Source organism: Azospira sp. MPR-E4, from assembly GCF_058809645.1.
On record NZ_JBXAST010000018.1, the window covers coordinates 19,676 to 46,457 of the forward strand.

At 67.6% G+C, this 26,782-nt stretch carries 26 protein-coding genes; 19 read left to right on the forward strand and 7 right to left on the reverse strand.

Features of this window, described 5'->3' with window-relative positions:
- Positions 1-218: 218 nt before the first annotated feature.
- From AC1RTA_RS07710 to AC1RTA_RS07720, 3 genes are all read left to right on the forward strand, one after another.
- Positions 219-3,770 carry an indolepyruvate ferredoxin oxidoreductase family protein gene (locus AC1RTA_RS07710; protein WP_492784405.1) on the forward strand — a complete coding sequence of 1,184 codons (3,552 nt, stop codon included), beginning with the start codon at positions 219-221 and terminating at the stop codon, positions 3,768-3,770.
- 123 nt (positions 3,771-3,893) lie between these two features.
- Positions 3,894-4,706 (forward strand): class I SAM-dependent methyltransferase, encoded by an 813-nt coding sequence (locus AC1RTA_RS07715; protein WP_130459912.1) that lies wholly within the window; start codon positions 3,894-3,896, stop codon positions 4,704-4,706.
- A 40-nt stretch (positions 4,707-4,746) separates the two neighbouring features.
- Positions 4,747-6,651 (forward strand): ATP-binding protein, encoded by a 1,905-nt coding sequence (locus tag AC1RTA_RS07720; protein WP_492784406.1) that lies wholly within the window; start codon positions 4,747-4,749, stop codon positions 6,649-6,651.
- Between the two features lies 1 nt (position 6,652).
- Here AC1RTA_RS07720 and AC1RTA_RS07725 read toward each other — a convergent pair whose 3' ends face one another.
- Complete coding sequence (locus AC1RTA_RS07725) at positions 6,653-7,303, reverse strand: response regulator (RefSeq protein ID WP_014235497.1); 651 nt, start codon at positions 7,301-7,303, stop codon at positions 6,653-6,655.
- 123 nt (positions 7,304-7,426) lie between these two features.
- Between AC1RTA_RS07725 and AC1RTA_RS07730 the strand changes: the two genes are divergently transcribed.
- On the forward strand, positions 7,427-7,939 hold the full coding sequence (locus AC1RTA_RS07730; protein ID WP_205229791.1) for a PhaM family polyhydroxyalkanoate granule multifunctional regulatory protein: 513 nt from the start codon (positions 7,427-7,429) through the stop codon (positions 7,937-7,939).
- Positions 7,940-8,036: 97 nt separating this feature from the next.
- Here AC1RTA_RS07730 and mpl read toward each other — a convergent pair whose 3' ends face one another.
- Positions 8,037-9,386 (reverse strand): UDP-N-acetylmuramate:L-alanyl-gamma-D-glutamyl-meso-diaminopimelate ligase, encoded by a 1,350-nt coding sequence (mpl, locus tag AC1RTA_RS07735; RefSeq protein WP_492784407.1) that lies wholly within the window; start codon positions 9,384-9,386, stop codon positions 8,037-8,039.
- A gap of 52 nt (positions 9,387-9,438) precedes the next feature.
- On the opposite strand from mpl, the gene AC1RTA_RS07740 reads away from it, so the two are divergent.
- From AC1RTA_RS07740 to AC1RTA_RS07800, 13 genes are all read left to right on the forward strand, one after another.
- Positions 9,439-10,050: a hypothetical protein gene (locus AC1RTA_RS07740; RefSeq protein WP_492784408.1), complete on the forward strand. Its 612-nt coding sequence runs from the start codon at positions 9,439-9,441 to the stop codon at positions 10,048-10,050.
- Complete coding sequence (locus AC1RTA_RS07745; RefSeq protein ID WP_492784409.1) at positions 10,047-10,595, forward strand: TlpA family protein disulfide reductase; 549 nt, start codon at positions 10,047-10,049, stop codon at positions 10,593-10,595. Before AC1RTA_RS07740 ends, AC1RTA_RS07745 begins: the two co-directional genes overlap by 4 nt.
- 55 nt (positions 10,596-10,650) lie before the next feature.
- Complete coding sequence (aroQ, locus tag AC1RTA_RS07750; RefSeq protein ID WP_014235502.1) at positions 10,651-11,151, forward strand: type II 3-dehydroquinate dehydratase; 501 nt, start codon at positions 10,651-10,653, stop codon at positions 11,149-11,151.
- Positions 11,152-11,239: 88 nt separating this feature from the next.
- Positions 11,240-11,689: an acetyl-CoA carboxylase biotin carboxyl carrier protein gene (gene accB / locus AC1RTA_RS07755; protein WP_014235503.1), complete on the forward strand. Its 450-nt coding sequence runs from the start codon at positions 11,240-11,242 to the stop codon at positions 11,687-11,689.
- A 12-nt stretch (positions 11,690-11,701) separates the two neighbouring features.
- Positions 11,702-13,069 carry an acetyl-CoA carboxylase biotin carboxylase subunit gene (accC, locus tag AC1RTA_RS07760; RefSeq protein ID WP_014235504.1) on the forward strand — a complete coding sequence of 456 codons (1,368 nt, stop codon included), beginning with the start codon at positions 11,702-11,704 and terminating at the stop codon, positions 13,067-13,069.
- A gap of 6 nt (positions 13,070-13,075) precedes the next feature.
- Positions 13,076-13,963, forward strand: a complete 888-nt coding sequence (gene prmA / locus AC1RTA_RS07765; protein WP_492784410.1) for a 50S ribosomal protein L11 methyltransferase — start codon at positions 13,076-13,078, stop codon at positions 13,961-13,963.
- On the forward strand, positions 13,960-14,970 hold the full coding sequence (locus tag AC1RTA_RS07770) for a DUF3426 domain-containing protein (RefSeq protein WP_492784411.1): 1,011 nt from the start codon (positions 13,960-13,962) through the stop codon (positions 14,968-14,970). The genes prmA and AC1RTA_RS07770 overlap by 4 nt, the downstream gene beginning before the upstream one ends.
- 96 nt (positions 14,971-15,066) lie before the next feature.
- Positions 15,067-15,453, forward strand: a complete 387-nt coding sequence (locus AC1RTA_RS07775; protein ID WP_014235507.1) for a diacylglycerol kinase — start codon at positions 15,067-15,069, stop codon at positions 15,451-15,453.
- An 82-nt stretch (positions 15,454-15,535) separates the two neighbouring features.
- Positions 15,536-16,771 (forward strand): glycosyltransferase family 4 protein, encoded by a 1,236-nt coding sequence (locus tag AC1RTA_RS07780; protein WP_492784412.1) that lies wholly within the window; start codon positions 15,536-15,538, stop codon positions 16,769-16,771.
- 65 nt (positions 16,772-16,836) lie between these two features.
- A complete protein-coding gene (locus AC1RTA_RS07785; protein ID WP_014235509.1) occupies positions 16,837-17,772 on the forward strand; it encodes a carbohydrate kinase family protein in 936 nt (311 codons plus the stop codon).
- Positions 17,773-17,794: 22 nt separating this feature from the next.
- Positions 17,795-18,262, forward strand: a complete 468-nt coding sequence (locus AC1RTA_RS07790) for an outer membrane lipoprotein (RefSeq protein WP_416243711.1) — start codon at positions 17,795-17,797, stop codon at positions 18,260-18,262.
- 123 nt (positions 18,263-18,385) lie between these two features.
- The gene (locus tag AC1RTA_RS07795) at positions 18,386-19,144 is read left to right on the forward strand and encodes a GNAT family N-acetyltransferase (RefSeq protein ID WP_014235511.1); all 759 of its coding nucleotides are present in this window, start codon (positions 18,386-18,388) and stop codon (positions 19,142-19,144) included.
- Complete coding sequence (locus AC1RTA_RS07800; protein WP_492784413.1) at positions 19,141-19,968, forward strand: lysophospholipid acyltransferase family protein; 828 nt, start codon at positions 19,141-19,143, stop codon at positions 19,966-19,968. The genes AC1RTA_RS07795 and AC1RTA_RS07800 overlap by 4 nt, the downstream gene beginning before the upstream one ends.
- Here AC1RTA_RS07800 and galE read toward each other — a convergent pair.
- The 3 genes from galE to AC1RTA_RS07815 all read right to left on the reverse strand — a co-directional run bounded on the left by galE (position 19,965) and on the right by AC1RTA_RS07815 (position 22,781).
- Positions 19,965-20,981, reverse strand: coding sequence for a UDP-glucose 4-epimerase GalE (gene galE / locus AC1RTA_RS07805; protein WP_492784414.1), 1,017 nt, complete (start codon positions 20,979-20,981; stop codon positions 19,965-19,967). The genes AC1RTA_RS07800 and galE overlap by 4 nt on opposite strands.
- Before the next feature lie 2 nt (positions 20,982-20,983).
- Positions 20,984-21,814: a symmetrical bis(5'-nucleosyl)-tetraphosphatase gene (locus AC1RTA_RS07810; RefSeq protein ID WP_492784415.1), complete on the reverse strand. Its 831-nt coding sequence runs from the start codon at positions 21,812-21,814 to the stop codon at positions 20,984-20,986.
- Between the two features lie 187 nt (positions 21,815-22,001).
- On the reverse strand, positions 22,002-22,781 hold the full coding sequence (locus AC1RTA_RS07815; protein WP_492784416.1) for a glycosyltransferase family 2 protein: 780 nt from the start codon (positions 22,779-22,781) through the stop codon (positions 22,002-22,004).
- 97 nt (positions 22,782-22,878) lie between these two features.
- On the opposite strand from AC1RTA_RS07815, the gene waaC reads away from it, so the two are divergent.
- Positions 22,879-23,835 carry a lipopolysaccharide heptosyltransferase I gene (gene waaC / locus AC1RTA_RS07820; RefSeq protein WP_275888314.1) on the forward strand — a complete coding sequence of 319 codons (957 nt, stop codon included), beginning with the start codon at positions 22,879-22,881 and terminating at the stop codon, positions 23,833-23,835.
- Positions 23,836-23,841: 6 nt separating this feature from the next.
- Positions 23,842-25,125, forward strand: coding sequence for a lipid IV(A) 3-deoxy-D-manno-octulosonic acid transferase (gene waaA / locus AC1RTA_RS07825; protein WP_492784417.1), 1,284 nt, complete (start codon positions 23,842-23,844; stop codon positions 25,123-25,125).
- Here waaA and AC1RTA_RS07830 read toward each other — a convergent pair.
- Entirely contained in the window at positions 25,103-26,446 is a 1,344-nt protein-coding gene (locus tag AC1RTA_RS07830) for a TolC family outer membrane protein (protein ID WP_492784418.1), read from the reverse strand. The two genes, waaA and AC1RTA_RS07830, sit on opposite strands and share 23 nt — an antisense overlap.
- 9 nt (positions 26,447-26,455) lie before the next feature.
- Positions 26,456-26,779: a rhodanese-like domain-containing protein gene (locus AC1RTA_RS07835; RefSeq protein WP_492784419.1), complete on the reverse strand. Its 324-nt coding sequence runs from the start codon at positions 26,777-26,779 to the stop codon at positions 26,456-26,458.
- Between the last annotated feature and the right edge of the window lie 3 nt (positions 26,780-26,782).

Below are 26,782 nucleotides of genomic sequence, written 5' to 3' on the forward strand. Positions count from 1 at the left end.
TTCATTGCCTCTGCCGTTGCGCGCCGCGCCTGCTGCAACGCAACGTTACGCGCCCTCCGCGGTCCCATACAATGCCTGCGTCGCCCACCCGCGACGCATGACAAGACCGGCACAGCCCACAAGGCAGCGACCGGACAGACCAACCTGCCAACGCGATCCTGCCCGCCCGCAAACGGGATGAAGGCGAGACGCCGGCGACCAATGGAGGAGCAAATCGCATGAGCGATCTCTCTTTGCACGTCCCCAAGGAGCTGGCGTCCGCCAGCCTGGACGACAAGTACACCACCCTTTCCGGCCGCGCCTTTCTCACCGGCACCCAGGCCCTGATCCGCCTGCCCATGCTGCAGCGGCTGCGGGACCAGGCCCAGGGGCTCAATACTGCCGGCTTCATTTCCGGCTACCGGGGCAGCCCTCTCGGCGGCCTGGACCAGGGCCTGTGGAAAGCCCAGAAATATCTGGCGGGAAACCACATCACCTTCCAGCCCGGGGTCAATGAGGACCTGGCCGCTACCGCCGTCTGGGGCAGCCAGCAGGTCAATCTCTTCCCCGGCGCCAAGTACGACGGGGTGTTTGCCCTGTGGTACGGCAAGGGCCCGGGGGTGGACCGCAGCGGCGACGTCTTCCGCCACGCCAACGCCGCCGGCAGCTCCCGGCACGGCGGAGTGCTGGTGGTGGCCGGCGACGACCACGCCGCCAAGTCCTCCACCCTGCCCCACCAGACCGAGCACGTCTTCAAGGCGGTGATGATGCCGGTGCTGTATCCGGCCAACGTCCAGGAGTACCTGGAATACGGCCTGCATGGCTGGGCCATGAGCCGCTATTCGGGCTGCTGGGTGGCCTTCAAGGCCCTGGCGGACACGGTGGAAACCTCGGCCTCGGTGTGGGTGGACCCCATGGCCCTGGACATCCGCCTGCCGGATGATTTCGAACTGCCGGCCGACGGCCTCAACATCCGCTGGCCCGACCCGCCCCTGGTGCAGGAGGCCCGCCTCACCCACTTCAAGCTCTACGCCGCCCTCGCCTACGCCCGGGCCAACCGGCTCAACCGCATCGTCATCGACTCCCCGGCACCGCGCCTGGGCATCATCACCGCCGGCAAGTCCTATCTGGACGTGATGCAGGCCCTGGACGAGCTGGGCATCGACCAGCAGCTGGCCGCCCAGATCGGCATCCGCCTCTACAAGGTGGGCATGGTCTGGCCTCTGGAATCGGAAGGGGTGCGCCAGTTCGCCGAGGGGCTGGACGAAATCCTGGTGGTGGAAGAGAAGCGCCAGATGCTGGAATACCAGTTGAAGGAAGAGCTCTACAACTGGCGCGAGGACGTGCGGCCCCGGGTGGTGGGCAAGTTCGACGAGAAGGGCGAATGGGCCCTGCTGCCCGACGGCAAGGGCCATCTGGCCCACGGCGACTGGCTGCTGCCGGCAGCCGGCGAACTGTCCGTGGCCCAGATCGCCCGGGCCATCGCCAGCCGCATCGAGCGCCACTTCACCAGCCCGGCCATCAAGGCCCGCCTGGACCTCATCGAGGCCAAGCAGAAGGCCCTGCAGACGCCCCTGATCCTCACCCAGCGCACGCCCCACTTCTGCTCCGGCTGCCCCCACAACACCTCCACCCGGGTGCCGGAAGGCTCCCGGGCCGTGGCCGGCATCGGCTGCCACTACATGGTGACCTGGATGGACCGCAGCACCTCCACCTTCACCCACATGGGCGGCGAGGGCGTCACCTGGGTCGGCCAGGCGCCCTTCACCGAAGAAAAGCACATCTTCGCCAACCTGGGGGACGGCACCTACTTCCACTCCGGCCTGCTGGCCATCCGCCAGTCGGTGGCGGCCAAAACCAACATCACCTACAAGATCCTCTACAACGATGCCGTGGCCATGACCGGCGGCCAGCCGGTGGACGGCATCCTCTCCGTGCCCCGCATCACCCGCCAGCTGGAGGCCGAAGGGGTGGGCCGGATGGTGATCGTCACCGACGAGCCGGAGAAATACGCCGAGGTGACGGACCTGGCGCCCAACGTGCCGGTGCGCCACCGGGACGAGCTGGACGCGGTGCAACGGGAACTGCGGGAGATCCCCGGCACCACCATCCTCATCTACGACCAGACCTGCGCCACGGAAAAGCGCCGGCGCCGCAAGCGGGGCAAGCTGGCCGACGTGGACCGCCGCGTCTTCATCAACGAGGCGGTGTGCGAGGGCTGCGGCGACTGCTCGGTGCAGTCCAACTGCCTCTCGGTCATCCCGGTGGAAACCGAATTCGGGCGCAAGCGGGCCATCGACCAGTCCAACTGCAACAAGGATTTCTCCTGCCTCAAGGGCTTCTGCCCCTCCTTCGTCACCCTGAAAGGGGCGAAGCTGAAAAAGGGCCAGGCCCTGGCCATGGACGAACAGGACTGGCCGCCCCTGCCCGAGCCCGTGCTGCCGCCCACGGCGCGGCCCTACAACCTGCTGGTGACGGGGGTCGGCGGCACCGGCGTGGTGACCCTGGGCGCCCTTATCGGCATGGCCGCCCACCTGGACGGCAAGGGCGTCTCGGTGCTGGACATGACCGGTCTGGCCCAGAAATACGGCGCCGTGTTCACCCACCTGCGCTTCGCCGACCGGCCGGAGGACATCCACGCCGCCCGCATCGCCACCGGCGAGGCGGACGCCATCCTGGGCGGCGACGTGGTGGTGACGGCAGGCAACGAAGCCCTGTCCAAGATGCTGGAAGGGCGCACCCGGGCCGTGGTGAACTGCACGGAAACCCCCACCGCCGAATTCACCCGCAACCCGGACTGGCAGTTCCCCCTGGCCCGCATGCAGCAGACGGTGACCGCCACCGTGGGCGCCGACCACGCCTGGTTCCTCGACGCCCAGGCCCTGGCCACGGCCCTCATGGGCGACGCCCTGTATACCAACATGTTCCTCCTCGGCTACGCCTGGCAGAAAGGCCTGGTGCCGGTAAGCCTGCCGGCCCTGGGCCGGGCCATCGAGCTCAACGGCACCGCCGTGGCGGCCAATCTCCAGGCCCTCGACTGGGGCCGCCGCGCCGCCGTGGACGAGGCCCGGGTACGCCAGCTGGCAACGCCTGCCGCCGACACGCCGCCGCCCCGGCCTGACGCCGCCCTGGAGGAAGTGCTGGCCCTGCGGGAACAGGAACTGACGGACTACCAGGACGCCGCCCTGGCCCGCCGCTACCGCCAGCGCATCGAAGCCCTGCGCCAGGCCGAGGAGCCCCTGGACCCGGCCCTGCCGGTGACCCTGGCCGCCGCCCGCAACTACTTCAAGGTTCTGGCCATCAAGGACGAGTACGAAGTGGCGCGCCTGCATACCCGGCCCGAGTTCTTCGCCCGCCTGCGCCAGACCTTCGCCGGCGAACCGGGCAAGGACTACGCGGTGCATGTGCACCTGGCCCCGCCCCTGTGGGCCAGGCCGGACCCGCGTAGCGGCCAGATCCGCAAGCGGCAGTACGGTCCCTGGATGCTCGGCGCCCTGAAGCTGCTGGCCCGCCTCAAGTTCCTGCGCGGCACGGCCCTGGACGTTTTCGGCCATACCGCCGAGAGGCGCATGGAACGGGCGTTGCAGGCCGGCTACGAGGCAGACCTGGAGCGCATTCTGGAGGCCCTGGCCGCCGGCAGCGCCCACCCGGCCCTGCTGGAACTGGCGCGGCTGCCGGAAAGCGTGCGCGGCTACGGCCACGTCAAGGCTGCCAGCGCCGAGAAAGCCCGGCAGCAGCATCAGGAGCTGCTGCGGCAACTGGAAGGGGGCGGAGCGGCCCCGGCGGTCTGAGGTCTGAGGTCTGAGGTCTGAGGTCTGAGGTCTGAGGTCTGAGGTCCGAGGCCGGCGAGCCCGTCCGGGCCGGAACGGCGGGTCGGTTACAATGACCGACCCGCTTTTTTTTCAGGCTCCGCCGTGCCCGCTTCTTCCCGCCAACTCGCCCTCCAGTTCGCCGCCGTTCTCCTGGTGCTGTCCCTGGCCTGGCCCTATTACGGCATGAAGGCCGAGCTGCTGCCCTGGGACCAGGTGGCCCTGGCCATCGGCGCCACCGCTCTGGTCTTCGCCACCCTCAGCCGCCAGGCCTGGTGGTGGCGCCTGATCCACGCCTGCTTCGCCCCCCTGGCCTGGGCCGTGGCCCAGCTCGACATTGCCCCGGGCTGGTTCCTGCTGGCCTTCATCCTCATGCTGCTGGTGTACCGGGGCGCCGTCTCCGGCCAGGTGCCGCTCTACCTCTCCAACCGGGAAACGGCGGCCGCCCTGGCCGACCTGGCCCGGGAGCGGGGCAGCCGGCGCATCCTGGACCTGGGGGCCGGCATCGGCAGCCTGCAGGCGCCCCTGGCCCGGGCCCTGCCCGAAGTCCGGGTGGATGGCCTGGAGAACGCCCCCCTCACCTGGCTGCTGGGCCGCCTGCGCCTCTCCGGCCAGGCCAATGCCGCCCTGCGCTACGGCGACATGTGGCGCACCGACCTGGCCGGCCACGACCTGGTGTACACCTTCCTTTCCCCCGAACCCATGGACTGGCTGGGCCAGAAGGCCGCCGCGGAACTGCCGGCCGACGGCCTGCTGGTGAGCAACAGCTTCCCCGTGCCCTGGGCCGAGGCGGATCGCATCATCGAAGTGGGCGACCGCCGCCGCACCCGCCTTTACTGCTACACCCCGGAGAGTCTGCGCACCCAGCTGGCCGCCGCAGTTGCCGCGGAAGACGCATCCGGGGACAATCCGGCCTAGCCTAACGTCATCAACCTTCCTACCGACAGCAGCCGCCATCTTGAAAAACTGGGGCATCCAGACCCGCATCCTCCTGCTCGCCCTGGCCCCCGCCGTGGCGGTGGCCGGCGCCCTCAGCGTCTACTTCGTCCTCGCCCTGCTCTCCGACCTGGACCGGGACCTGCGGGACCGGGGCCTGGGCCTGGCCCGGCAGCTGGCGGCCATCGCCGAGTACAGCACCTACTCCGGCGACCGCCAGACCCTGGGCAGCGTGGCCCTGGCCGCCCTGGAGGAAGCCCACGTGAACAGCGTCGAGGTCTACGACCAGGAGGGCGAGGCCCTGGCGGCCAGCGGCGCCCTGCCGGCGCCCCTCTCGCCCCTGCCGAGCCCGACCCAGAGCGACGTCATCCATGAGGATGAAGACCATCTGCGCATCGCCGCCCCGGTGCTGCGCCACCGCTTCGATATCCAGGACCCCTTCCTCGCCGAGTCCCCGGTAGCCGGCCGCCCCGAGCCGCCGCCCCTGCTCGGCTGGGTGGTGGTGGAAATGTCCCGCCAGTCCCTGGAGACCCGCCGCCAGGAAACCATCGCCTTCACCCTGACCCTGGTGCTGCTGACCGTGGCCGCCACCAGTCTGCTGGCCATGATCCTGACGCGCCAGGTGAGCCGCCCCATCGTGCGCCTGGAAAAGGCGGTGGAGCGCATCCGCGCCGGCCAGCTCAACCTGCAGCTGCCCGCCGACAGCGGCGGCGACCTGCAGCGCCTGGAGGAAGGCTTCAACACCATGGCCCAGGCCCTGCAGGAAGCCCGGGACAATCTGGAAGGCAAGATCGCCGACGCCACCCGGGAACTGGAACGCAAGCGGGCCGAGGCGGAGCGCTCCAGCCTGGCCAAGTCCCGCTTCCTGGCCGCCGCCAGCCACGACCTGCGGCAACCCCTGCACGCCCTCAACCTGTTCGCCTCCGACCTGAAGAACCACGCCCGGGGCCCGGACCAGGAAAAGCTGGCCGGCCAGATCGGCACCTCCATCCGCAGCATGTCGGAACTGCTGGACGCCCTGCTCAACATCTCCCGCCTGGATGTGGCCGGGGTCAATCCCCAGCCCCTGGCCACGCCCCTGCAGGCCATCTTCGACAAGCTGCAGCAGACCTATGCCCGGGAAGCGGAGAACCGGGGGCTGCGCCTGCGCTTCCGCCCCACCCGGGCCTGGGCCCATACGGACCCGGCCCTGGTGGAACGGCTGCTGGGCAACCTCATCACCAATGCCCTGCGCTACACCGAGCGGGGCAGCATTCTGGTCGCCGCCCGCCGCCGGGGCCAGGCCTGGCGGGTCGAGGTGAGGGACAGCGGCGACGGCATCGCCCCCGAGTTCCAGCGGGCCGTGTTCGAGGAATTCGTCCAGGTCGGCAATGCGGAACGGGGCCAGGGCAAGGGCCTGGGCCTGGGCCTGGCCATCGTGGACCGGCTGGCCAAGGCCATGGAGGCCCCCCTGGACCTGCGCTCCGCCCTGGGCCAGGGCTCGGTGTTCGCAGTCCAGCTGCCGGCCTGCGCGGCCGTGGCGGAAACGCCCGCCGCAGAACTGGAACAACGCCCGCCCCTGGCCGCCCTGCTGGCCTACGGCCCGGGCTTCATGGCCGATAGCGCCGAACAGCTGGAGGCCTGGCTGCGGGACTGGGGCCTGCGCTGCCGTCGGGTGGAATCGGTCGCCGCGGCCCAGGCCCTGCTGGCCGAGATGGCCGCCGGCAGCGAAGGCCCCTTCCTCTGGCTGGCACCGGGCAACGGCACAACCTTGCGCGAAGTGCTGGCCCTGGCGCCGGAGCGCCCGGCCGTGATCATCGGCGGGGGAGAGCAGGAGGGAATGGCGGATGGGGGCTGGTTCAGCCTGCCCCATCCGGCGCGACCGGCCAAGCTGCGTGCCTTGCTGCAGCGCCTGGCCGGCGAACTGGAAAAGACGGAAAACGCCTAGGTCAGACCTTGATGCCCAGGCGGCTGACGGCCACCAGGGCCTGGGTCCGGCTGGAAACGCCGAGGGCCTTGAAAATGGCGGTGATGTGGATTTTCACCGTGCCTTCGGAGAGGCCCAGCAGATTGGCGATGTCCCGGTTGGACTTGCCCTTGGTCATCAGCCCCAGCACCTCGGCCTGACGCTCGGTCAGACCGAATTCGGAAGCGGGCGCTTCCTGCACCGCCGGCGTGGGCGCCAGTTCGGCCCCCAGGTTCACCGGCATGGTCTGCTCCGGCTTGTGGATGCTGCCGCCCAACACCTGCCGCACCGCCGCCACCAGCTTCTCGGTGGAATAGGCCTTGGGAATGAAGCCCAGGGCGCCGTGCTTGAGAGCCCGGTTCACCGTATGGGCATCGTCGTAGGCGGAAACGACCACCACCGGCACGGCGGGGAAGCGGCTGCGGAAGAGGTCCAGGCAGGCCAGGCCATCAAGACCCGGCAGGGCGATGTCCAGCAGCACCAGATCCAGGTCCGCTTCCTTTTCCAGCACGGCGAGGGCGGAATGGCAATCGCCAGCCTCGAAGACGGTCACCTCCGCTTCCAGCTGACGCAGTACGCGAACCAGGCCCTCCCTGACGAGTGCGTGGTCTTCGATGACGAGCAAATTGAGCATAGGGTTATGGGATGACGTTGTTGTTTTGGCGCTAATTTAGCACTCCGGCGGACTCCCGGCTATTCCGGCGCAGAAAATATTCGCTACTATGGCAGGATACGGCGCCAACAAAGGAGACCCACCATGAGCCTCAACAACGGAAGCAACGATCCCCTGGATTTCGTCAAGAACATGTGGGGCAACATGGGCTTCTCCCTCCCCGGCATGGTCACCCCCACCCTGGACACGGACGAGCTGCAAAAGCAGATCACCGACCTGAAGGCGGTGGAAGGCTGGCTGCGCATGAACCTGTCCATGCTGCAGATGACCATCCAAGGCATGGAAATGCAGCACTCCACCCTCACCGCCGTAAAGACCATGGGTGCCATGGCCGCCCAGCAGCGGGAGGAAATGGCCCAGGACACCTCGGGCACGGCCGAAGCCGCCGGTGCCGCCGCCGAAGCCGCGGCCAGCGCTTTTTCCCAGGCTGCCATGTGGCCCTGGAACATGATGAACCAGGTACAGGAACACCTGCAGCAACAGCAGGCCGCCCAGCCGGAAGCCCCGGCCGAACCGCCCAAGGCAAAGGCTGCCGCCAAGACGGCAGCCAAACCGAAAAAGCCCGCCGCCGGCAGCCGCAGCAAGAAAACCCAGTAACTTCGGCAACAGCACCAATAAAGAAAACCCGGGACTGGCCCGGGCTTTTTTATTGGCAGCGAATAGGCGGCACAACGAGGCGCCGCGACGGCAACGCTCAGGCAGCCAGGGCCGTCAGCAGCTTCTGGTGGATACCGCCGAAGCCGCCATTGCTCATCACCAGTACCTGGTCTCCCGGCCTGGCGGCGGCGGCGATGCGGGCCACCAGCCCCTCCAGGTCGTCCAGCACCACGGCCCGCTCGCCCAGGGATGCCAGGGCGGCAGCCGCATCCCAGCCCAGATCCCGGGAATAGCAGAAGACCAGATCCGCATCCACCAGGCTGCCGGCCAGCCGGTCCTTCATCACGCCCAATTTCATGGTGTTGGAGCGGGGCTCCAGCACCGCCAGGATGCGGCCGGAGCCTTTGCCCAGCTTGTGCCGCAGGCCGGCCACGGTGGTGGCGATGGCGGTCGGATGGTGGGCGAAGTCGTCCAGCACCGTGATGTCGCGCACCGTGCCCCGCTCTTCCATGCGCCGCTTCACATTCTGGAAGGTGGACAGGGCCTGCAGGCCGTCCTCGGGCCGCACCCCCACGTGACGGGCAGCCAGGATGGCGGCCACGGCGTTCTGCCGGTTATGCTCGCCGGTCAGGCCCCAGGTGGTGCGGGCCACTTCCCGGCCATCCTGCAGCAGGACCAGGGAACCGTCACCGTCGTCGCCGATGGCGGACCAGCTGTCGCCGCCGAACCACTCCACCCCAGACCAGCAGCCCCGGGCCAGCACCCGCTGCAAGCTTTCCTCCCGGGCATTGGCCACCACCAGGCCGGAACGGGGCATGGTGCGCACCAAATGGTGAAATTGTGTCTCGATCGCCGCCAGATCAGCAAAAATGTCGGCATGATCGAACTCAAGGTTGTTCAGCACGGCCGTCCGCGGCCGGTAGTGGATGAACTTGGAGCGCTTGTCGCAGAAGGCCGTGTCGTATTCATCCGCCTCGATGACGAAGAAAGGCAGGTCGGTGAGGCGGGCCGACAGGCCGAAATTCTGGGGCACGCCGCCGATGAGAAAGCCCGGGTTGAGGCCGGCGCACTCGAGAATCCAGGCCAGCATGGAACTGGTGGTGGTCTTGCCGTGGGTGCCGGCCACGCCCAGGACCCACTTGCCTTGCAGCACATGCTCGGCCAGCCACTGGGGGCCGGACACATAGGGCAGTCCCTGGTCGAGAATGGCCTCGAGCAGCGGATTGCCACGGGAAATGGCGTTACCGACGACAAAAACGTCGGGATCGACGGCGATCTGGCCGGCATCGTAGCCCTCGGTCAGTTCGATGCCCTGAGCCTCCAGCTGGGTGCTCATGGGCGGATAGACATTGGCATCGCAGCCGGTGACGCGATGGCCGGCAGCCCGGGCCAGCAGGGCGATGCCGCCCATGAAGGTGCCGCAGATGCCGAGAATGTGAATATGCATGCAATATTTCGCCGGTTAGAATGAGGCCTGATTCTAACAGCCGGGGTCTGCCATGAAGCCATCCTCTCGCCGTGCCGATGCCCAGGCCTCCCGCAACGCCCACCTGCGCCAGCTCATCGCCAGCACCGCCGCCCGCCTCATGGCGGAGGACGGCATCGCCGACTACCCATTGGCCAAGCGCAAGGCAGCCCGGCAGCTGGGCAGCCCGGATACGGACGCCCTGCCCACCAATGCCGAGGTAGAAAGCGAGCTGCGGGCCTACCAGGCCCTCTACCAGGAGCGGGAACAGAAGGAACGGATCGACGAACTGCGGGGAAAAGCGGCGGAAATGATGGAGATCATGACGCCATTCCACCCCTATCTCACCGGCTCCATCCTGGACGGCAGCGCCGGCCGCTACGCCGAGGTGGACATTTTGCTCTACCCGGACAGCGCCAAGGAGGTGGAGATATTCCTCCTCAACCGGCAAATCCCCTTTGAACACACCACGCCCCGCCACGACCGGGTGGATGCGGTGCTGCAACTGGATATGGAAGGGGACACCATCAATCTGGTGATCTACCCGCCCCAGGACGAGCGCACCGCCTACCGCAGCCGGGACGGCCGCCTGCGGGAGCGGGCCCGCCTGGAAGCCGTGCGCGCCCTGCTACCGGCAAATCCATGAAACCGACACGCCCCTTGTTAATGCGCCTGGCCCTGGCCATCGGCCTGGCCGCCACAGCCTTCGCCGCCGGCCTCTATTTCGGCCGGGGCGAGCACCCGGCCTTTACCCCCGAACCGCCGGCGGAGGCCGTACGGCAGCTCCTGCAACTGCAGCTGCCGACGGCTGACGGCAAACCCCAGGCCCTGGCCCAGTGGTCCGGGCAGGTGCGGGTCATCAATTACTGGGCCACCTGGTACCCGCCCTGCCGGGAGGAAATGCCCGAGTTTTCCCGCCTGCAGCAGGAGCTGGGGAGCAAGGGGGTGCAATTTATCGGCATTGCCCTGGATTCTGCCGACAGCGTGCAGGAATTCGCCGCCAAGCAGCCAACCGCCTACCCCCTGCTGATCGCCACCCCGGAAGCCGTGGGCAACCTGAAAAATCTGGGCAACAGCCGGGGCGGCCTGCCCTTCACCCTGGTGCTGGACCGCCAGGGCCAGGCCCGCCACGTACGCCTGGGCGGACTCAACGGCGCCGAACTGGCAGCCATCCTGCAACCCCTGCTATGACTTTCGAAAGAGGCAAACTGGACAAACTGTCGCGAATTGCGGCAAACTTGCTGCCATGAAGAAGCAAACTTCATCTTCCGCCAAGGGCAAGACCCAGGCAGAACAAACCATTCCGCCGCGCCTGCTGGTCCTGCACGGCCCCAACCTGAACCTGCTCGGCACCCGGGAGCCCCAGATTTACGGGAGCACCACCCTGGCCGACATCAACCGGGCTCTGGCCGTGCGCGCCGAATCTGCCGGCGTCGAACTGGAAGCTTTCCAAAGCAACCATGAAGGCGCCCTGATCGAACGGATCCATGCGGCCCGGGAGCAGGGAGTACGCTTCATCCTCATCAACCCGGCGGCCTACACCCATACCAGCGTTGCGCTGCGGGACGCCCTGGCCGCGGTCGGCATCCCCTTCGTCGAAGTGCATCTCTCCAATGTCTTCGCCCGGGAGCCGTTCCGGCACCACTCCTATTTTTCCGATCTGGCGATCGGGGTCATCAGCGGCCTGGGGTCCGAGGGATATTCCCTGGCCCTGGAGTTCCTGCTGAGCCGACTCAACGCCGACTGAGCTGCCTCGCCAGACCCGGTTTCCGGTTTTTCACATCTAGCTACTTCCACCGCCAACTCAATAGGGCGGATTTTCGAGGGAGAATTCAATGGATCTGCGTAAACTCAAAAAACTCATCGACCTGGTACAGGAATCCGGCATCTCCGAGCTGGAGGTCACCGAAGGCGAAGAGAAAGTCCGCATTGCCAAGCATGTCGCCGCCCCCATGGGCCAGCCCATGACCTACGCCGTGCCCGCCGCCGCCCCGGCTGCCGCACCGGCCCCCAGCAGCGTGAACCTGGACGACACCGACGACCTGCCGGAAGGCCACGTGGTCAAGTCGCCCATGGTCGGCACCTTCTACCGCGCCTCCTCCCCCGGCGCCGAGCCCTTCGTGCAGGTGGGCCAGACCGTCAAGCAGGGCGACACCCTGTGCATCATCGAAGCCATGAAGCTGCTCAACGAGATCGAAGCCGACGCTTCCGGCACCATCAAGGCCATCCTGCTGGACAACGGCGAACCGGTTGAATTCGGCGAACCCCTGTTCGTCATCGGCTAAGGAGTTTTCTCCATGTTCGAGAAAATCCTCATCGCCAACCGGGGCGAGATCGCCCTGCGGGTCCAGCGGGCCTGCCGTGAGCTGGGCATCAAGACCGTGGTGGTGCACTCCGAGGCCGACCGGGAAGCCAAGTATGTGAAGCTGGCGGACGAATCCGTCTGCATCGGCCCGGCCTCCTCCGCCCTCAGCTACCTCAACATCCCGGCCATCATCTCCGCCGCCGAGGTCACCGACGCCCAGGCCATTCACCCGGGCTACGGCTTCCTCTCCGAAAATGCGGACTTCGCCGAGCGGGTCGAATCCTCCGGCTTCGTCTTCATCGGTCCCCGGGCCGAGACCATCCGCCTCATGGGCGACAAGGTTTCCGCCAAGGACGCCATGAAGGCTGCAGGCGTGCCCTGCGTGCCCGGTTCCGATGGCGCCCTGCCGGAAGACCCCAAGGAAATCATCAAGATCGGCCGCGCCGTCGGCTACCCGGTGATCATCAAGGCTGCCGGCGGCGGCGGCGGTCGCGGCATGCGCGTGGTGCATACCGAAGCCGCCCTCATCAACGCCGTGGCCATGACCCGCCAGGAAGCCCAGACCGCTTTCGGCAACCCCATGGTGTACATGGAGAAGTTCCTGGAGAACCCGCGCCACGTGGAAATCCAGGTGCTGGCCGACGAGTTCAAGAACGCCGTCTACCTGGGCGAGCGGGACTGCTCCATGCAGCGCCGCCACCAGAAGGTGATCGAGGAAGCGCCGGCTCCCGGCATCCCCGCCCGCCTCATCGCCCGGGTCGGCGAACGCTGCGCCGAAGCCTGCCGCCGCATCGGCTATCGCGGCGCCGGCACCTTCGAGTTCCTCTACGAGAACGGCGAGTTCTACTTCATCGAGATGAACACCCGGGTTCAGGTGGAGCATCCGGTGACCGAACTGATCACCGGCATCGACATCGTCCAGGAACAGATCCGCATCGCCGCCGGCGAGAAGTTGCGCTTCAAGCAGCGGGATATCCAGTTCCGCGGCCACGCCATCGAATGCCGCGTGAACGCCGAAGATCCCTTCACCTTCGTGCCCTCTCCCGGCACCATCAGCTGGTGGCATCCGCCCGGCGGCCCCGGCGTGCGCGTGGATTCCCATGCCTATTCCGGCTACAAGGTGCCGCCCCACTACGATTCCATGATCGGCAAGATCATCACCTTCGGCGACACCCGGGAACAGGCCATCCGCCGCATGCGCATCGCCCTTTCCGAGACCGTGGTGCAGGGCATCAAGACCAACATCCCGCTGCATCAGGAACTGATGCAGGACGCCCGCTTCGTCGAAGGCGGCACCAGCATCCACTACCTGGAGCACAAGCTGGCCGCCAAGAACGAAGTGAAGTCGGTGGAAGGCTAAGCGCCGATGGCTTGGCTCCAGCTCCGCTGCGACACCGACGCTGCCAGCGCCGAAGCCCTCACCGACGCCCTGATGGAGGCGGGGGCACTCTCCGCCGGCATCGAGGATGCGGATGCGGGCACGCCGGAAGAGACGCCCCAGTTCGGCGAACCGGGCATGGACATCGCGGCGGCCTGGGACCATTCCCGCATCGCCGCCCTGTTCGAGGCCGATGCGGACGCGGGGGCGGTGCTTGCCGCCTGCTGCGCCGGGCTGGGCCTGCCGACGCCCTCCTTCACCCTGGAAACGGTGGAAGAGCAGAACTGGGTGCAGCTGACCCAGTCCCAGTTCGACCCCATCCGCGTCTCCGACAAGCTGTGGATCGTGCCCTCCTGGCACGAGACCCCGGCCCCGGACGCCATCAACCTGATCCTGGATCCGGGCATGGCCTTCGGCACCGGCTCCCACCCCACCACCCGGCTCTGCCTGGAATGGCTGGAGCGCTACGTCACCGCCGATTGCAGCCTGCTCGACTACGGCTGTGGCTCCGGCATCCTGGCCATCGCCGCCGCCCGTCTCGGCGCCAACCCGGTGACCGGGGTGGACATCGATCCCCAGGCGGTGGATGCGGCCAAGGCCAATGCCGAGCGTAACGGTGTCAGCGCCCACTTCGCCGATTCCCGCGAGCCCATCGACGGCCAGTTCGACATCCTCATCGCCAACATCCTGGCCAACCCGCTCAAGGCCCTGGCCCCGGCCCTGGCTGCCCACGTCCGCCCCGGCGGCTGGCTGGCCCTGTCCGGCATCCTGGTGGAACAGGAAGAGGAACTGATGGCCATCTACAGCCCCTGGTTCGCCATGGCCGTGGCCGACCGCCGGGAAGGCTGGGTCTGCCTGGAAGGCCGCCGCATATGATCCTCACCCGCTGCCCCCAACCTGAGTGCCAGACGACCTTCCGGGTCACGCCGGAACAGCTCAAGGCCCGGGGCGGCAAGGTCCGCTGCGGCCAGTGCCAGCACGTCTTCAATGCCCTGGAGCACCTGCTGGACGAAGGCGGCGAGGAAGCCGCCTCCCTGCGCCCCGCCGCGCCGCCGGCCGGACCGGCGGAGACGGGCGAGGTGGAACTCGCCACCGCAGCCACCGCAACGAGTACTGCGCCAGCGGGCGCAGTGGAAGCCGATCTCCAGGCGGCCATGCCGGAGAACGGTGACACTCCTGACTCCCAGCCTGACACACTCGAAGACGACCGCCAGGAGCCGATCCTGGACGCCTCCGCCATCGAGGAGCCGAACGACGCGCCGGTGCTGGCCGACGCCGGCGCCGCGCCGGCCGACCTGGCCCATGACCCGGCAGACCCGATCCTGCCCCGGGAAACCACTGCCATTCCCGGCTACAGCAAGTGGGCCGAGCGCCCCCTGGCCGGTGGCGGCGCCCTCATGGCCGAACCGGCGCGCAAGCCCCGCTGGCCTTTCCTGCTGGCCATTCTGATCCTCTTCTCCGTCCTCCTCGGCCAGATGGCCCACCGCTTCCGCAGCGACCTGGCCATCGCCCTGCCCTCCCTGCAGCCCCTCATGCTCGCCGCCGGCTGGGACATTCCCCTGCCGCGCAAGGCCGAGCTGGTGAGCATCGAAGCCTCCGACCTGCAGGCCGACGCCGCCAAGGGCCAGCTCATCCTGATGGCCACCCTGAAGAACCGGGCGCCCTACGTGCAGGACCTGCCGGCCCTGGAACTGGCCCTCACCGACACCCAGGATGCGGTGGTCTCCCGCCGCGTCCTGCACCCCGCCGACTATCTCACCGGCACCGCCGCCCCCGCCGCCCCCGCCGGCTTCCAGGCCAACAGCGAAATCCCCGTCAAGCTGTGGATCGAGGCCAAGGATCTGGTGCCCTCGGGCTACCGCCTCTACGTCTTCTACCCGTAATCCCCCGGTAACACGGCCACGGTAGGCTCTGTGGCGTTCGGAATGTTCAGCCCTTCCAGGCGGAAGGGCTTTTTTTCATCCCCGCGCCCCGACCCCATGAGCCACGACTCCCAAAATGAAAGCCCGTTCAAGGGCAAGACCGGCCTCACCCGCCTGTGGAACGCCCTGCACTACTCCATCGACGGCCTGCGTGCCGCCTACCGCCATGAGGATGCCTTCCGCCAGGAGGTGTGGCTGGCCGTGCTGCTCATCCCCGTGGCCGTGCTGCTTCCCGGCAGCGGCATCGGCAAGGCCCTGATGATCGGCAGCGTGCTGCTGGTGCTGGTGGTGGAACTGCTCAACTCGGCGGTGGAAGCCACGGTGGACCGCATCTCCCTGGAAAACCACCGCCTCGCCAAGCGAGCCAAGGACATCGGCAGCGCCGCCGTGCTCATTTCCCTGGCCAACGTGGCCGCCGTGTGGAGCCTCGTGCTGCTGGACTAGGCATGGCCACCTGCCGGCAACGTCAGCGAAACTTCATCGAACGGTCACACAAAAGTCACCATTGGTCGCCAGCATGGGCTCCATGCACGAAGACGACCTGCCCCCGCTCTGCGTCCACGACTACGCGCCCAGCCAGCCCCAGCTGCGCATCGCCGTGGTGACGGAAACCTACCCGCCGGAAGTCAATGGCGTGGCCATGACCCTGAGCCGCATGGTGGACGGACTGATCCGCCGCGGCCACCGCATCCAGCTGGTGCGGCCCCGCCAGCACGCCCAGGAGCGCCCGGCCAGCGGCCACGCCCTGGAGGAGGTGCTGGCCGCCGGCGTGCCCATCCCCAGCTATGCCGGCCTCAAGCTGGGCCTGCCGGCCAAGCGCGCCCTCACCCGCCTGTGGTCCCTGCAGCGGCCGGACGTGGTGCATGTGGTGACCGAAGGTCCCCTGGGCAGTTCGGCCATCGCCGCCGCCCGCAAGCTGCGCCTGCCCGTCACCTCCGACTTCCACACCAACTTCCACGCCTACAGCCACCACTACGGCATGGGCTGGCTGAAGCGCCCCATCGCCGCCTACCTGCGCCGCTTCCACAACAAGACCGACGCCACCTTCGTCCCCACCGGGCAGCTGGCCCGGGAACTGGGCGACAACGGCTACGACAACCTGCAGGTGGTGGCCCGGGGCGTGGATACCGCCCTGTTCCACCCGGAGCGCCGCTCCGCCGAACTGCGCCGCTCCTGGAGCGCCACCGACAACAGCCTGGTGGTGCTGTCCGTGGGCCGCATGGCGCCGGAGAAAAACCTCAATCTGGTGCTGGAGGCCTTCGCCGCCATCCAGGCCCTCCAGCCGGAGGCGCGCCTGGTCTTCGTCGGCGACGGCCCGGTGCGGGCGGGGCTGCAGGCCCACCATCCCCAGCACGTCTTCGCCGGCATGCGCAGCGGCAGCGACCTGGCCAGCCACTACGCCTCCGGCGACCTGTTCCTCTTCCCCAGCCTCACAGAGACCTTCGGTAACGTCACCCAGGAGGCCCTGGCCTCCGGCCTGCCGGTGGTGGCCTACGACTACGCGGCGGCCTCGGAACTGATCGTGCCCGGTCGCAACGGCCTGCTGGCCCCGGCCGGCGACGCGACCGCCTTCGTCGCCGCGGCCCGGGAGGCGGCCGAACCCAATACCCTCCGGGTGCTGCGCAACCACGCCCGCATGAGCGTGGTGGGCAACGACTGGGAGCACATCCACGACGCCTTCGCCGCCGCCCTCGGCCAGGCCGTGCGCAGCCACGAGCGCCGCTACCAGGCCGCCACCGCCATCGTCATGGCGCCGGACTAGGGCCGGGCCGCCGGGCGGCGGCCCGGGTATAATCGCGGGCTTAATCCATTTTCCCGACGATTCCCATGCGCGCACTCATCTGCGGTTCCATTGCCTACGACAACATCATGGTCTTTCCGGACCGCTTCAAGAACCACATCCTGCCGGAACAGATCCATATCCTGAACGTGGCCTTCCTGGTGCCCGAACTGCGCCGCGAATTCGGCGGCTGCGCCGGCAACATCGCCTACAGCCTCAAGCTGCTGGGCGGCGAGCCGGTCATCATGGCCACCGTCGGCGAAGATGCCGCCCCCTACCTGAAGCGCCTCGACGACCTGGGCCTGTCCCGGGAGCACGTGCGCCCCGTGGCCAACAGCTACACCGCCCAGGCCTTCATCACCACCGACCTGGACGACAACCAGATCACCGCCTTCCACCCCGGTGCCATGACCTTCTCCCACCTCAACAGCGTGGGCGAAGCCAAGGACATCGGCCTGGGCATCGTCGCCCCGGACGGCCGCGACGGCATGATCGGCCACGCCAAGCAGTTCGCCGAAGCCGGCATCCCCTTCATCTTCGATCCGGGCCAGGGCATGCCCATGTTCTCCGGGCACGAACTGCTGGATTTCCTGGCCCAAGCCGAATACGCCACCTTCAACGACTACGAGGCCAAGCTGCTCACCGACCGCACCGGCAAGTCCCTGGAAGAGCTGGCCAAGCTGGTCAAGGCTCTGGTGGTGACCCGGGGCGGCGAAGGCTCCCATATCTACGTCGGCGGTCAACGCCTGGATATTCCCTGCGTTAAGGCAGAAGAGGTGGTCGATCCCACGGGCTGCGGCGACGCCTACCGCGCCGGTCTGCTCTACGGTATCGCCAACGGCATGGACTGGGACCAGATCGGCCGCCTCGCCGCCCTCGTCGGCGCCATCAAGATCGCCCGTTCCGGCCCCCAGAACCACACCTTCACCCGTGAAGAAATCGGCGAGCAATACCACCAGGCCTTCGGCAGCCGCCTGTGGTAAGCCCCGCCGGCAAGGAGAAAGCATGACCCGTATCCCCTCCCTCGCCATCGCCGGCCTGGCCGGCCTGCTGCTGCTCGGCAGCCTGGCCGGCTGTGCCAACAGCCAGTCCGGCAGCTCCTACGGCCGCAGCAGCACCCGTCAGGAAATGACCGTGCGCCAGGGTGTCGTCGAATCCGTGCGCAAGGTCACCATCGAAGGCGGCAACACCCCGGTGGGCACCGTCGCCGGTGCCGCCATCGGCGGCATGGCCGGCAGCAACGTGGGTGGCGGCCGCGGCAGCACCGTCGGCGCCATCCTCGGCGCCGTCGCCGGCGGCATGGCCGGCAGCGCCCTGGAAGAGAAGATCAGCAAGAAGGACGGCGTCGAAATCACCGTCAAGCTGGACAACGGCAACCTGGTGGCCATCGTCCAGGAAGCCGACGAGGAATTTCACCCGGGCGAACGGGTGCGCATTCTCTCCGGCAACGGCAGCAGCCGCGTCAGCCACTGAGTCCGACCCCGTGCCGGCACCAAGCCGGCACGGCCCCCGCTTCATCCAAACTTCACCACGGCGCAACCTCGGCGTAACAGACGCTCTCTAGATTCTGTCCTCATGACTCAAGGAGGACAGACCATGCAGAACGAACAGACGTCGCTGGAACAAAGCCGCCGCATCTACGCCCGCAACCTTTCCGTCGGCCTGGCCGAGAGCGAACGGGAAATCCTCGAAGCCCAGAAACTGCGTTACCGCGTCTTCGGCCAGGAGATGGGCGCCAAGCTGCCCAGCCGGGTGCCGGGCGTGGATCAGGACATCTACGACCCCTATTGCGACCACCTGGTCTGCCGCAACGAGGACAGCGGCGAGATCATCGGCACCTACCGCATCCTGTCGCCGGAAAAGGCCCGCAAGATCGGCGGCTACTACACCGAAAACGAATTCGACCTGACCCGCCTGCAGCACCTGCGCCCGCGCCTGGTGGAAGTGGGCCGCTCCTGCGTCCATCCGGATTACCGCACCGGCGCCACCATCACCCTGCTGTGGTCCGGCCTGGCCCGCTACATGCTGGAAAACGGCCACGAGTATCTGGTGGGCTGCGCCTCCATCAGCATGGCCGACGGCGGCCACGCCGCGGCGGCTCTGTATAATCAGCTGCAGGACCACCTGAGCCCCCTGGAGTACCGCGTCTTCCCCCGCTGCCCCCTGCCCCTGGAGGCCCTGCGCAACGAGGTGAAGGCCGAGACCCCGCCCCTGATCAAGGGCTACCTGCGGGCCGGCGCCTGGATCTGCGGCGAACCGGCCTGGGACCCGGACTTCAACACCGCCGACCTGCCGGTGCTGCTGCCCATGTCCAAGGTGGACGCCCGCTACGCCAAACACTTTCTGGGACGTTGAAACTGGATACATCGCCACTCCGCAGCGGGGCTGAAGCCCATCCCCTGCCCCGCCCCATCCGCTGGTTCCGTCTGTCCCGCCTGATGCTGCACCTGGTGCACGGCATCCTGGTGGTGGCCCTGTGGTATCCCCTGATCGGCACGGAACGGCGCCTGCGCCTGAAGCAGGCCTGGTCGGAGAAGCTACTCAACATCCTCGGCGTGCACCTGCAGGCCCAGCTACAGGGTCTGCCCCCGGGCAGCCTGCTGGTGGCCAATCATGTCTCCTGGCTGGACGTCTATCTGATCAACGCCGCCCAGCCGGCCGCCTTCGTCTCCAAGGCCGAAGTGCGGCAGTGGCCCGTCATCGGCTGGCTCTCTGCGCGCACCGACACCATTTTCCTGCGCCGTGGCAGCCGCGGCCATGCCCGGATCATCAACGAGGAAATCGGCACCATCCTGGGCCAGGGCCACATGGTGGCCCTCTTCCCGGAAGGCACCACCACCGACGGCGGCAGCCTGCTGCACTTCCACGGCGCCCTGCTGCAACCGGCCATCGAGGCCGGACGCCCCATCGTTCCCCTGGCTCTCTCCTACCATGACCGCAACGGCCGGCGCAGCACCGCTGCCGCCTACGTGGGGGAGACCAGCCTGTGGCAATGCCTGCAATCCATCCTGGCGGCCGGCTGGCTGGAAGGCCGGGTGGAAGCATGCCCGCCCCTCACCGTGGAGGCCGCGGGAGGGCGCAAGGAACTGGCCCAGCAGGCCCGTCAGCAGATCGCCACGCGCCTCATGCTGGGCAGCAACGAGACAGGGGCAGCCGCGCCCCTACAGCACGCCGCCTAGGCCAACCCCAACGTCACCGCAGTCTGCTGCCAGCGCCAGGTGTCGCGGCACATGGCGGCCAGGTCATACTGGGCCTTCCAGCCCAGAATTTGTTCAGCGCGTGACGGATCGGCAAAGTACTCCGCCAGGTCCCCGGGACGCCGAGGCCCGACACGATAGGGGATAGATTTGCCCGAGGCTTGAGCAAATGCCTCCACCATTTCCAGAACGCTGTAACCCCTGCCGCCCCCCAGATTCACCGTAAGCAGGCCGGCATCGTCGGTGAATAGATACTGCAGTGCCGCCAGATGCCCCCTGGCCAAGTCCATGACATGAATATAGTCACGGATTCCGGTACCATCCGGTGTCGGGTAATCGTTGCCGAATACCTCCAACCGTTCCCGGACTCCGGCTGCCACCTGGGCGACAAAGGGCATGAGGTTATTGGGAATCCCCAGGGGCGCCTCGCCCAACAGGCCACTCTGGTGCGCACCAACAGGATTGAAATAGCGCAGGCAGGCAACCTGCCAGGCCGGATCGCTTTGCCGCAGGTCACCGAGCATCTGCTCGACCATCAACTTGCTGCGCCCATAGGGATTGATGGGCGCCACCGGCAAGTCTTCGTGAAATTTGACGATCCCGGGATTGCCATAGACAGTGGCCGAGGAACTGAAGACAAGACGACGCACCCCGGCGGCGGCCATGGCTTCGAAGAGGACCAGGCTGCCATAAACGTTCCACTCGTAATAGCGCAGAGGCTGGGCCACCGACTCCCCCACCGCCTTGAGGCCGGCAAAGTGGATCACGGCATCGACAGCCTGCTCCCGGAAAATCCGGCACAGCAACTGGCGGTCCCGCACGTCGCCCTCGATGAAGATCGGCGCGGCACCGCCCAGGCGGGCAATGCGCTCGGCCACATCGGCACGGCTGTTGGAGAGGTTGTCGAGGATGGTGACGCCATGGCCGGCCTGCAGCAACTCGACGCAGGTATGGGAGCCGATATAGCCCAGGCCGCCGGTGACCAGAATATGCATGCTCATTCCTTGAAAAGGGGCACGGCCTCGTCGGCGGCGCAGTCCACCTGGAACAGGGCCCGGTCCTCCAGACGCAGGGCGGACAGCTTGCCGCCCCACAGGCAGCCGGAGTCCAGGGCCAGCAGATTGGGTTCCAGGCGCAGCCCCAGGGCCGACCAGTGGCCGGTCACCAGGACCGTCGCGGCGCTGCGCCGGCCCGGCACCTCGAACCAGGGCAGATAGCCGGCCGGCGCCTGGCTCAGTTCGCCCTTGGCCTTGAAGTCCATTTCCCCGGCCGGGGAGCAGAAGCGCATGCGGGTCATGGCATTGACGATCACCCGCAAGCGGGGCCAACCGGTCAGGCTGGAATCCCAGGAACCCGGTTCGCTGCCCCACATATTAGCCAGGAACTCCCGGTAATTCTCTGCCTGCAGGGCCTGCTCCACCTCTTGTGCCAATGCAAAAGCCTCGCTAGCAGTCCATTTCGGCAGCAGGCCGGCATGAACCATCCCATATTCACCCATAACATGCATTAGCCGCTGCTGGCGCAGCCAGTACAGCAATTCATCTCTATCTGGAGCCTGCAGGATGTCATCGATGGTGTCACTGCGATGGCGCTTTCCATAACCTTCCGCTGCCATCAGCAACGATAGATCGTGGTTACCGAGCACCGTGATGGCGCGCTCCCCCAGCCCCTTGATGAAACGCAGGGTTTCAAGGGAGCGGGGCCCCCGGTTGACCAAGTCACCGACCAACCACAGCTGATCGCGGAGCGGATCAAAACGACACAAATCCAGCAACTGCCGGAGCGTCTGATAGCACCCCTGAATGTCACCGATCGCGTAAGTAGCCATACATATAACACCATAGTTCTACGAGGAGAGCGGCGATCACCCCAGCCCAATTCGGCCATCAGTGATAGGAAACTGGCATCGGACAACACCACGGGACACCCGCCGCAAAATCACCGCGCTCAAGGAGGCTCTAAGCGGAGTGCGTGCCACCACCACCGGGACTAGCATGGGAATTCCAGAAGAAAGCTCAGCGCCCGAAGCGCCGCTGCAGGTCGATCATTTTCGCATACTTGGCAAAGCTGTTCGTGCAGCCGATCAGGGTATGCACCAGGCCCGGCAGGCCGTCCAGGAAGCCCCGCCGCACCAGGTAGAACTTGATGAAGCGGAACAGGGGTGACAGCAGCAGACGGCCGCTGCCGGCCCGCTTGCCGGCGCGATGGGCGGCCTCGGCCGCCAGGGTGGTGTAGCGGTTCTGTTTGGCCAGGTAGCTATCCAGGGTTTCGGCCGAGTCGTGCAGCAGGTCCCCCGCCAGATCGCCCACGCTTTCCCCGGTCAGCACGTGCTCGTGCACCGCGTCGTCGGACCAGCGGGCATGGCCGCGGTGGAAGAGGCGCAGGTTCCAGTCCGGATAGCCCTCGCCGTGGCGCAGGTAGCGCCCCATGAAACGGTTGCAGCGGGCAACCCGGTAGGCGTGATGCCGGGGCCCCTGCAGGGCGGCGCCAATGGCTGCCGCCAGGGCCGGCGTCACCTGTTCGTCGGCATCGATGCAAAAGACCCAGTCGTGGCGCGCCTGGCTGACGGCAAACTGCTTCTGGCGACCGAAGCCCAGCCACTCTTGATGGATAACCCGGGCGCCGTAGTGCTCGGCCAGGGCCACGGTGCCGTCGCTGCTGCCCGAATCCACCACGACGATTTCGTCGGCGAACGCCAGGCTCTGCAGACAGGACGGGAGCGAATGGGCGGCATTCAGGGTGATCAGCACCGCACTGAGGGGCGCCGTCGCGGCAGGAGGAGGGGCAGAATACATGCGCAAGCTATAATGGAGGCCAGCAGGGATTCTAAATCCCCCCGGCCCCGGCCCCAAGTCAAAAACCACCACCGCCGCCCCGATGCCCCAAATTCTTATGGTAAAGACCTCCTCCATGGGGGATCTGGTCCACAACTGCCCGGCCGTCACCGACATCCTGGCCCGCTTCCCCGAGGCCCGCATCGACTGGGTGGCCGAAGAAGCCTACGTTCCCATTCCCTCCCTGCACCCCGGTGTGCGCCGCGTCATTCCCATCGCCTGGCGCCGCTGGCGCAAGCAGTTGGGCCAGCGCCACGCCTGGCAGGAAATGGGGGAATTCCGCCGTGCCCTGCAGGCCCAGGCCTACGATTTCGTCCTCGACAGCCAGGGTCTGCTGAAGAGCGCCGCGGTGGACAAGCTGGCCCGGCTCGCTCCCGGCGGACGCATCGTCGGCGGCGACGCCCGCAGCATCAAGGAGCCTTTCGCCGCCCGCTTCTACGACCTGCGCCTGCCCATCAAATGGTCGCGCCATGTGGTGGACCGCTGCCGTGCCGTGGCTGCCGGCGCCCTCGGCTATGACCTGGATACGCCGCCGCGCTATGGCATCCAGGCCGAGCCCCTGGTGGCCGACTGGCTGCCCGGCCAGCCTTACGCCGTGCTGATGCACGCCGCCAGCCGCCCGCCCAAGCTGTGGGCCGAGGAGCACTGGGTCGCCCTGGGCCAGCGCCTGGCCCGAGACGGCATCGTCGCCGCCCTGCCCTGGGGCAGCCCCGAAGAGCGCCAGCGCAGCGAGCGCCTTGGGGCCCGGCTGCCCGGTTCCTTCATCCCGCCCCTGATGGACCTGGGCACGGCCGGCCGCTTCCTGGCCGGGGCCCGGGTAGTGGTGGGCCTGGACACGGGCTTCACCCACTTCGCCGCCGCCCTGGGACGCCCCACGGTCGGCATTTTCTGCGATTCGGACAGCGTGCAGGCGGCCGTCTTCGGCGACGCCTTCTGCGAAAGCTACGGCCAGAAGGGGGCACCACCCAGTCTCGCCACCATCCTCGATGCCGTCGAGCGGGCCCTGGCCGGCTGACGCGCCATGGTTTCCCGCCTCCTGTACACCCTGCTGCTGCGCCTAGCCACGCCCCTGGTGCTGTTGCGCCTGCTGCGACGCAGCCGGCAGCAGCCGGAGTATCGCCGCCACTGGGGCGAACGCTTCGGCCTTAGCGGCGCGGCCATCCCGGGGCCGGTGATCTGGGTCCATGCCGTCTCCGTCGGCGAGACCCGGGCCGCCCAGCCCCTGCTGGCCGAACTGCTGGCCCAGTATCCGCAGCACTCGATTCTGCTCACCGGCATGACGCCCACCGGCCGCGACACCGCCGCCCAGGTGTTCGCCGCCCTGGGCCAGGACCACGCCCCGCGCCTCCATTACCGCTACCTGCCCTACGACTATCCCGGCGCCGTCAGCCGCTTCCTGGAGCGCTACCGCCCCAGCCTGGGCCTGCTCATGGAAACCGAGCTGTGGCCCAACCTGCTGCACCAGGCCCGGCACCACGGCGTCCCCATGCTGCTGGTCAATGCCCGCCTCTCGGCCCGTTCGGCCCGCGGCTACGGCCGCTGGCCCAGCCTGTTCGCCCCGGCCCTGGCCGGTCTCGACGGCATCGCCGCCCAGACCCCGGACGATGCGGCCCGCTTGCAAGGCCTCGGCGCCAAGCAGGTCAGCGTCTGCGGCAATCTCAAGTTCGACGTGCAGATCGCCCCGGCATTGCGGCAACAGGGACAGGACTGGCGCCGCCAGCTGGCCGGTCGCACCGTCTGGCTGGCAGCCAGCACCCGGGAGGGCGAGGAGGCCTTGATCCTGGAAGCCTGCGCAGCCATGGACATTCCCGACCTGCTGCTCCTGCTGGTGCCGCGCCACCCCCAGCGCTTCAACCAGGTCGAGGAACTGGTCCGGGCCAGAGGACTCGGTCTGGTGCGGCGCAGCCAGGGCCTGCCGACGCCGGAGACCCGGGTCTGGCTGGGGGACAGCATGGGGGAAATGGCGGCCTACTTCAGTTGTGCCGACCTGGCCGTGATGGGCGGCAGCCTGCTGCCCTTCGGCGGCCAGAACCTGATCGAAGGGGCGGCCTGCGGCTGCCCCCTGCTGCTCGGCCCCCACACCTTCAACTTCGCCCAGGCGGCGGAGGATGCCGTCGCCGCCGGTGCCGCCCTGCGTCTTGAGGCTGGCCAATCCCTGGCCTGCACGGCCCAGGCCCTGCTGCGGGACAAAGAAAAACGCCGCATCATGTCCGATGCGGCGTCAGCCTTCGCGGCGGCCCACGGCGGGGCCACCGCCAGGACCATGGACCTGATCCGTTCCCTTATCGCGCCAGCAGGCCGTTGACCCGCTGCAGGTCCTCGTCGGTGAGGCTGCCGACCACGCCCTTGAGGCGCAGCTGGTTCACCAGGGTATCGAAACGGGCCTTGGCCAGGTCGCGCTGGGTCGAATAGACCTGTTGCTCGGCGTTCAGCACGTCGATGTTGATGCGCACCCCCACCTCGTAACCCAGCTTGTTCGAATCCAGGGCCGACTTGGACGAAACCAGGGCCGCTTCCAGGGCCCGCACCTGGGCCAGGCCATTGACCACGCCCAGATAGTACTGGCGTGCCCCCAGGGCCGCCTGGCGGCGGGAATAATCCAGAGTGGCACGGGCCGCCTCGCGGCCGGCTTCGGCCTCACGCTGTTTGGAGAGCACGGCGCCGCCCTGGAACAGGGGAATGTTCAACTGCACGCCAATAGTAGTGGAATCCTGCTCGTAACCGACCGGGGGGAAAAGGGGATTGGTCTGTACGCTGCCTGTCTGTACCGCGTTGCTGCGGGTGGCCACCAGGTCCAGGGTGGGAAAATGGCCGGCACGTTGCTTGCTCACTTCCTTGTCGCTGATTTCCACCTGGGCTTCCTGTATCTGCACCGCCAGGGCGTCCTTCTCGGCGGAAGCCACCCAGTCGTTCATGTTGGCAGGCTTGGGCGGCTCCAGGGTGGTGTCGGTACGCAGGGTGGCCAGCTCGCCCGCCTCCCGGCCGATGATGGCCTGCAGGTTGCGACGCTTGATTTCCAGATCGCTTTCGGCGGCAATTTCCTGGGCGGTGGACAGGTCGTAGCGGGACTGGGCTTCGTGGGTGTCGGTGATGGTGGCGGTGCCCACCTCGAAGCTCTTCTTCGCCAGTTCCAGCTGCTGGGCAATGGCTGACTTCTGGGCCTGCAGGGAGCGCAGGTTCTCCTGGGCGTACAGCACGTCGAAATAGGCCTGGGCGACGCGCAGGATCAGGTCCTGGCGGGCCTGGAGGAACTGGGCCTCGGCCTGGGCCACCTGCAGCTTGGCCTGATCGTACTGCATCCAGTTCTGCCAGCGGAACAGGGGCTGGCTGAGGCTGACGCTGTAGCCGTGACTGTTGTACTTGCCATTAGCCGTTTCCGCGCCAGGGACCCGCCGCTGGTAGTCCACGTCGTTCCACATGGTGTTCACGGACACACCCAGGGTCGGCAGCAGGCTGGCCCGGCCCTGGGGCAGCTTTTCGCGGCCGGCTTCCAGGGTGTGCTTGGCGGCGGTGAACTGGGCATCGTTGTCCAGGGCCTCCTTGTAGATCTGCAGCAGGTCGGCCCCCTGGGCCGCGGCGGCGATGAACAGGGAGGACAGCAGCAGGGAAACAGCTTTCAGTTTCATGGACAGCCTTCAGTAGGTCGGCATGGACGGATCCACCACCTGGGCCCAGGCGTGCATGCCGCCGGACAGGTTGTGGATGGCGCTAAAACCGCGGTTCTCGAGGAACATCGCCACCTGCATGCTGCGTCCGCCATGGTGGCAGATCACCACGATTTCCTCGTCCCGGGGCAACTCGTCTGCCCGCACCGGCACCGTGGCCATGGGCATGGCCACCACGTCCGGCAGGGCGCAGATGGCAAGCTCCTCCGGCTGGCGCACATCCAGCAGCAGGGGGCGGGGGCGGGTCGGATCGGCCAGCCAGTCGGCGAGGGAGGAAACGGAAAGCTGGTTCATCAG

Bases quoted from the DNA above. Each gene is read 5' to 3' on its own strand.
- AC1RTA_RS07710 (WP_492784405.1), top strand. From the start codon at position 219: ATGAGCGATCTCTCTTTGCACGTCCCCAAGGAGCTGGCGTCCGCCAGC.
- AC1RTA_RS07725 (WP_014235497.1), bottom strand. From the start codon at position 7,303: ATGCTCAATTTGCTCGTCATCGAAGACCACGCACTCGTCAGGGAGGGC.
- AC1RTA_RS07730 (WP_205229791.1), top strand. From the start codon at position 7,427: ATGAGCCTCAACAACGGAAGCAACGATCCCCTGGATTTCGTCAAGAAC.
- mpl (WP_492784407.1), bottom strand. From the start codon at position 9,386: ATGCATATTCACATTCTCGGCATCTGCGGCACCTTCATGGGCGGCATC.
- AC1RTA_RS07740 (WP_492784408.1), top strand. From the start codon at position 9,439: ATGAAGCCATCCTCTCGCCGTGCCGATGCCCAGGCCTCCCGCAACGCC.
- AC1RTA_RS07745 (WP_492784409.1), top strand. From the start codon at position 10,047: ATGAAACCGACACGCCCCTTGTTAATGCGCCTGGCCCTGGCCATCGGC.
- aroQ (WP_014235502.1), top strand. From the start codon at position 10,651: ATGAAGAAGCAAACTTCATCTTCCGCCAAGGGCAAGACCCAGGCAGAA.
- accB (WP_014235503.1), top strand. From the start codon at position 11,240: ATGGATCTGCGTAAACTCAAAAAACTCATCGACCTGGTACAGGAATCC.
- accC (WP_014235504.1), top strand. From the start codon at position 11,702: ATGTTCGAGAAAATCCTCATCGCCAACCGGGGCGAGATCGCCCTGCGG.
- prmA (WP_492784410.1), top strand. From the start codon at position 13,076: ATGGCTTGGCTCCAGCTCCGCTGCGACACCGACGCTGCCAGCGCCGAA.
- AC1RTA_RS07770 (WP_492784411.1), top strand. From the start codon at position 13,960: ATGATCCTCACCCGCTGCCCCCAACCTGAGTGCCAGACGACCTTCCGG.
- AC1RTA_RS07775 (WP_014235507.1), top strand. From the start codon at position 15,067: ATGAGCCACGACTCCCAAAATGAAAGCCCGTTCAAGGGCAAGACCGGC.
- AC1RTA_RS07780 (WP_492784412.1), top strand. From the start codon at position 15,536: ATGCACGAAGACGACCTGCCCCCGCTCTGCGTCCACGACTACGCGCCC.
- AC1RTA_RS07785 (WP_014235509.1), top strand. From the start codon at position 16,837: ATGCGCGCACTCATCTGCGGTTCCATTGCCTACGACAACATCATGGTC.
- AC1RTA_RS07790 (WP_416243711.1), top strand. From the start codon at position 17,795: ATGACCCGTATCCCCTCCCTCGCCATCGCCGGCCTGGCCGGCCTGCTG.
- AC1RTA_RS07795 (WP_014235511.1), top strand. From the start codon at position 18,386: ATGCAGAACGAACAGACGTCGCTGGAACAAAGCCGCCGCATCTACGCC.
- galE (WP_492784414.1), bottom strand. From the start codon at position 20,981: ATGCATATTCTGGTCACCGGCGGCCTGGGCTATATCGGCTCCCATACC.
- AC1RTA_RS07810 (WP_492784415.1), bottom strand. From the start codon at position 21,814: ATGGCTACTTACGCGATCGGTGACATTCAGGGGTGCTATCAGACGCTC.
- AC1RTA_RS07815 (WP_492784416.1), bottom strand. From the start codon at position 22,781: ATGTATTCTGCCCCTCCTCCTGCCGCGACGGCGCCCCTCAGTGCGGTG.
- waaC (WP_275888314.1), top strand. From the start codon at position 22,879: ATGGTAAAGACCTCCTCCATGGGGGATCTGGTCCACAACTGCCCGGCC.
- waaA (WP_492784417.1), top strand. From the start codon at position 23,842: ATGGTTTCCCGCCTCCTGTACACCCTGCTGCTGCGCCTAGCCACGCCC.
- AC1RTA_RS07830 (WP_492784418.1), bottom strand. From the start codon at position 26,446: ATGAAACTGAAAGCTGTTTCCCTGCTGCTGTCCTCCCTGTTCATCGCC.
- AC1RTA_RS07835 (WP_492784419.1), bottom strand. From the start codon at position 26,779: ATGAACCAGCTTTCCGTTTCCTCCCTCGCCGACTGGCTGGCCGATCCG.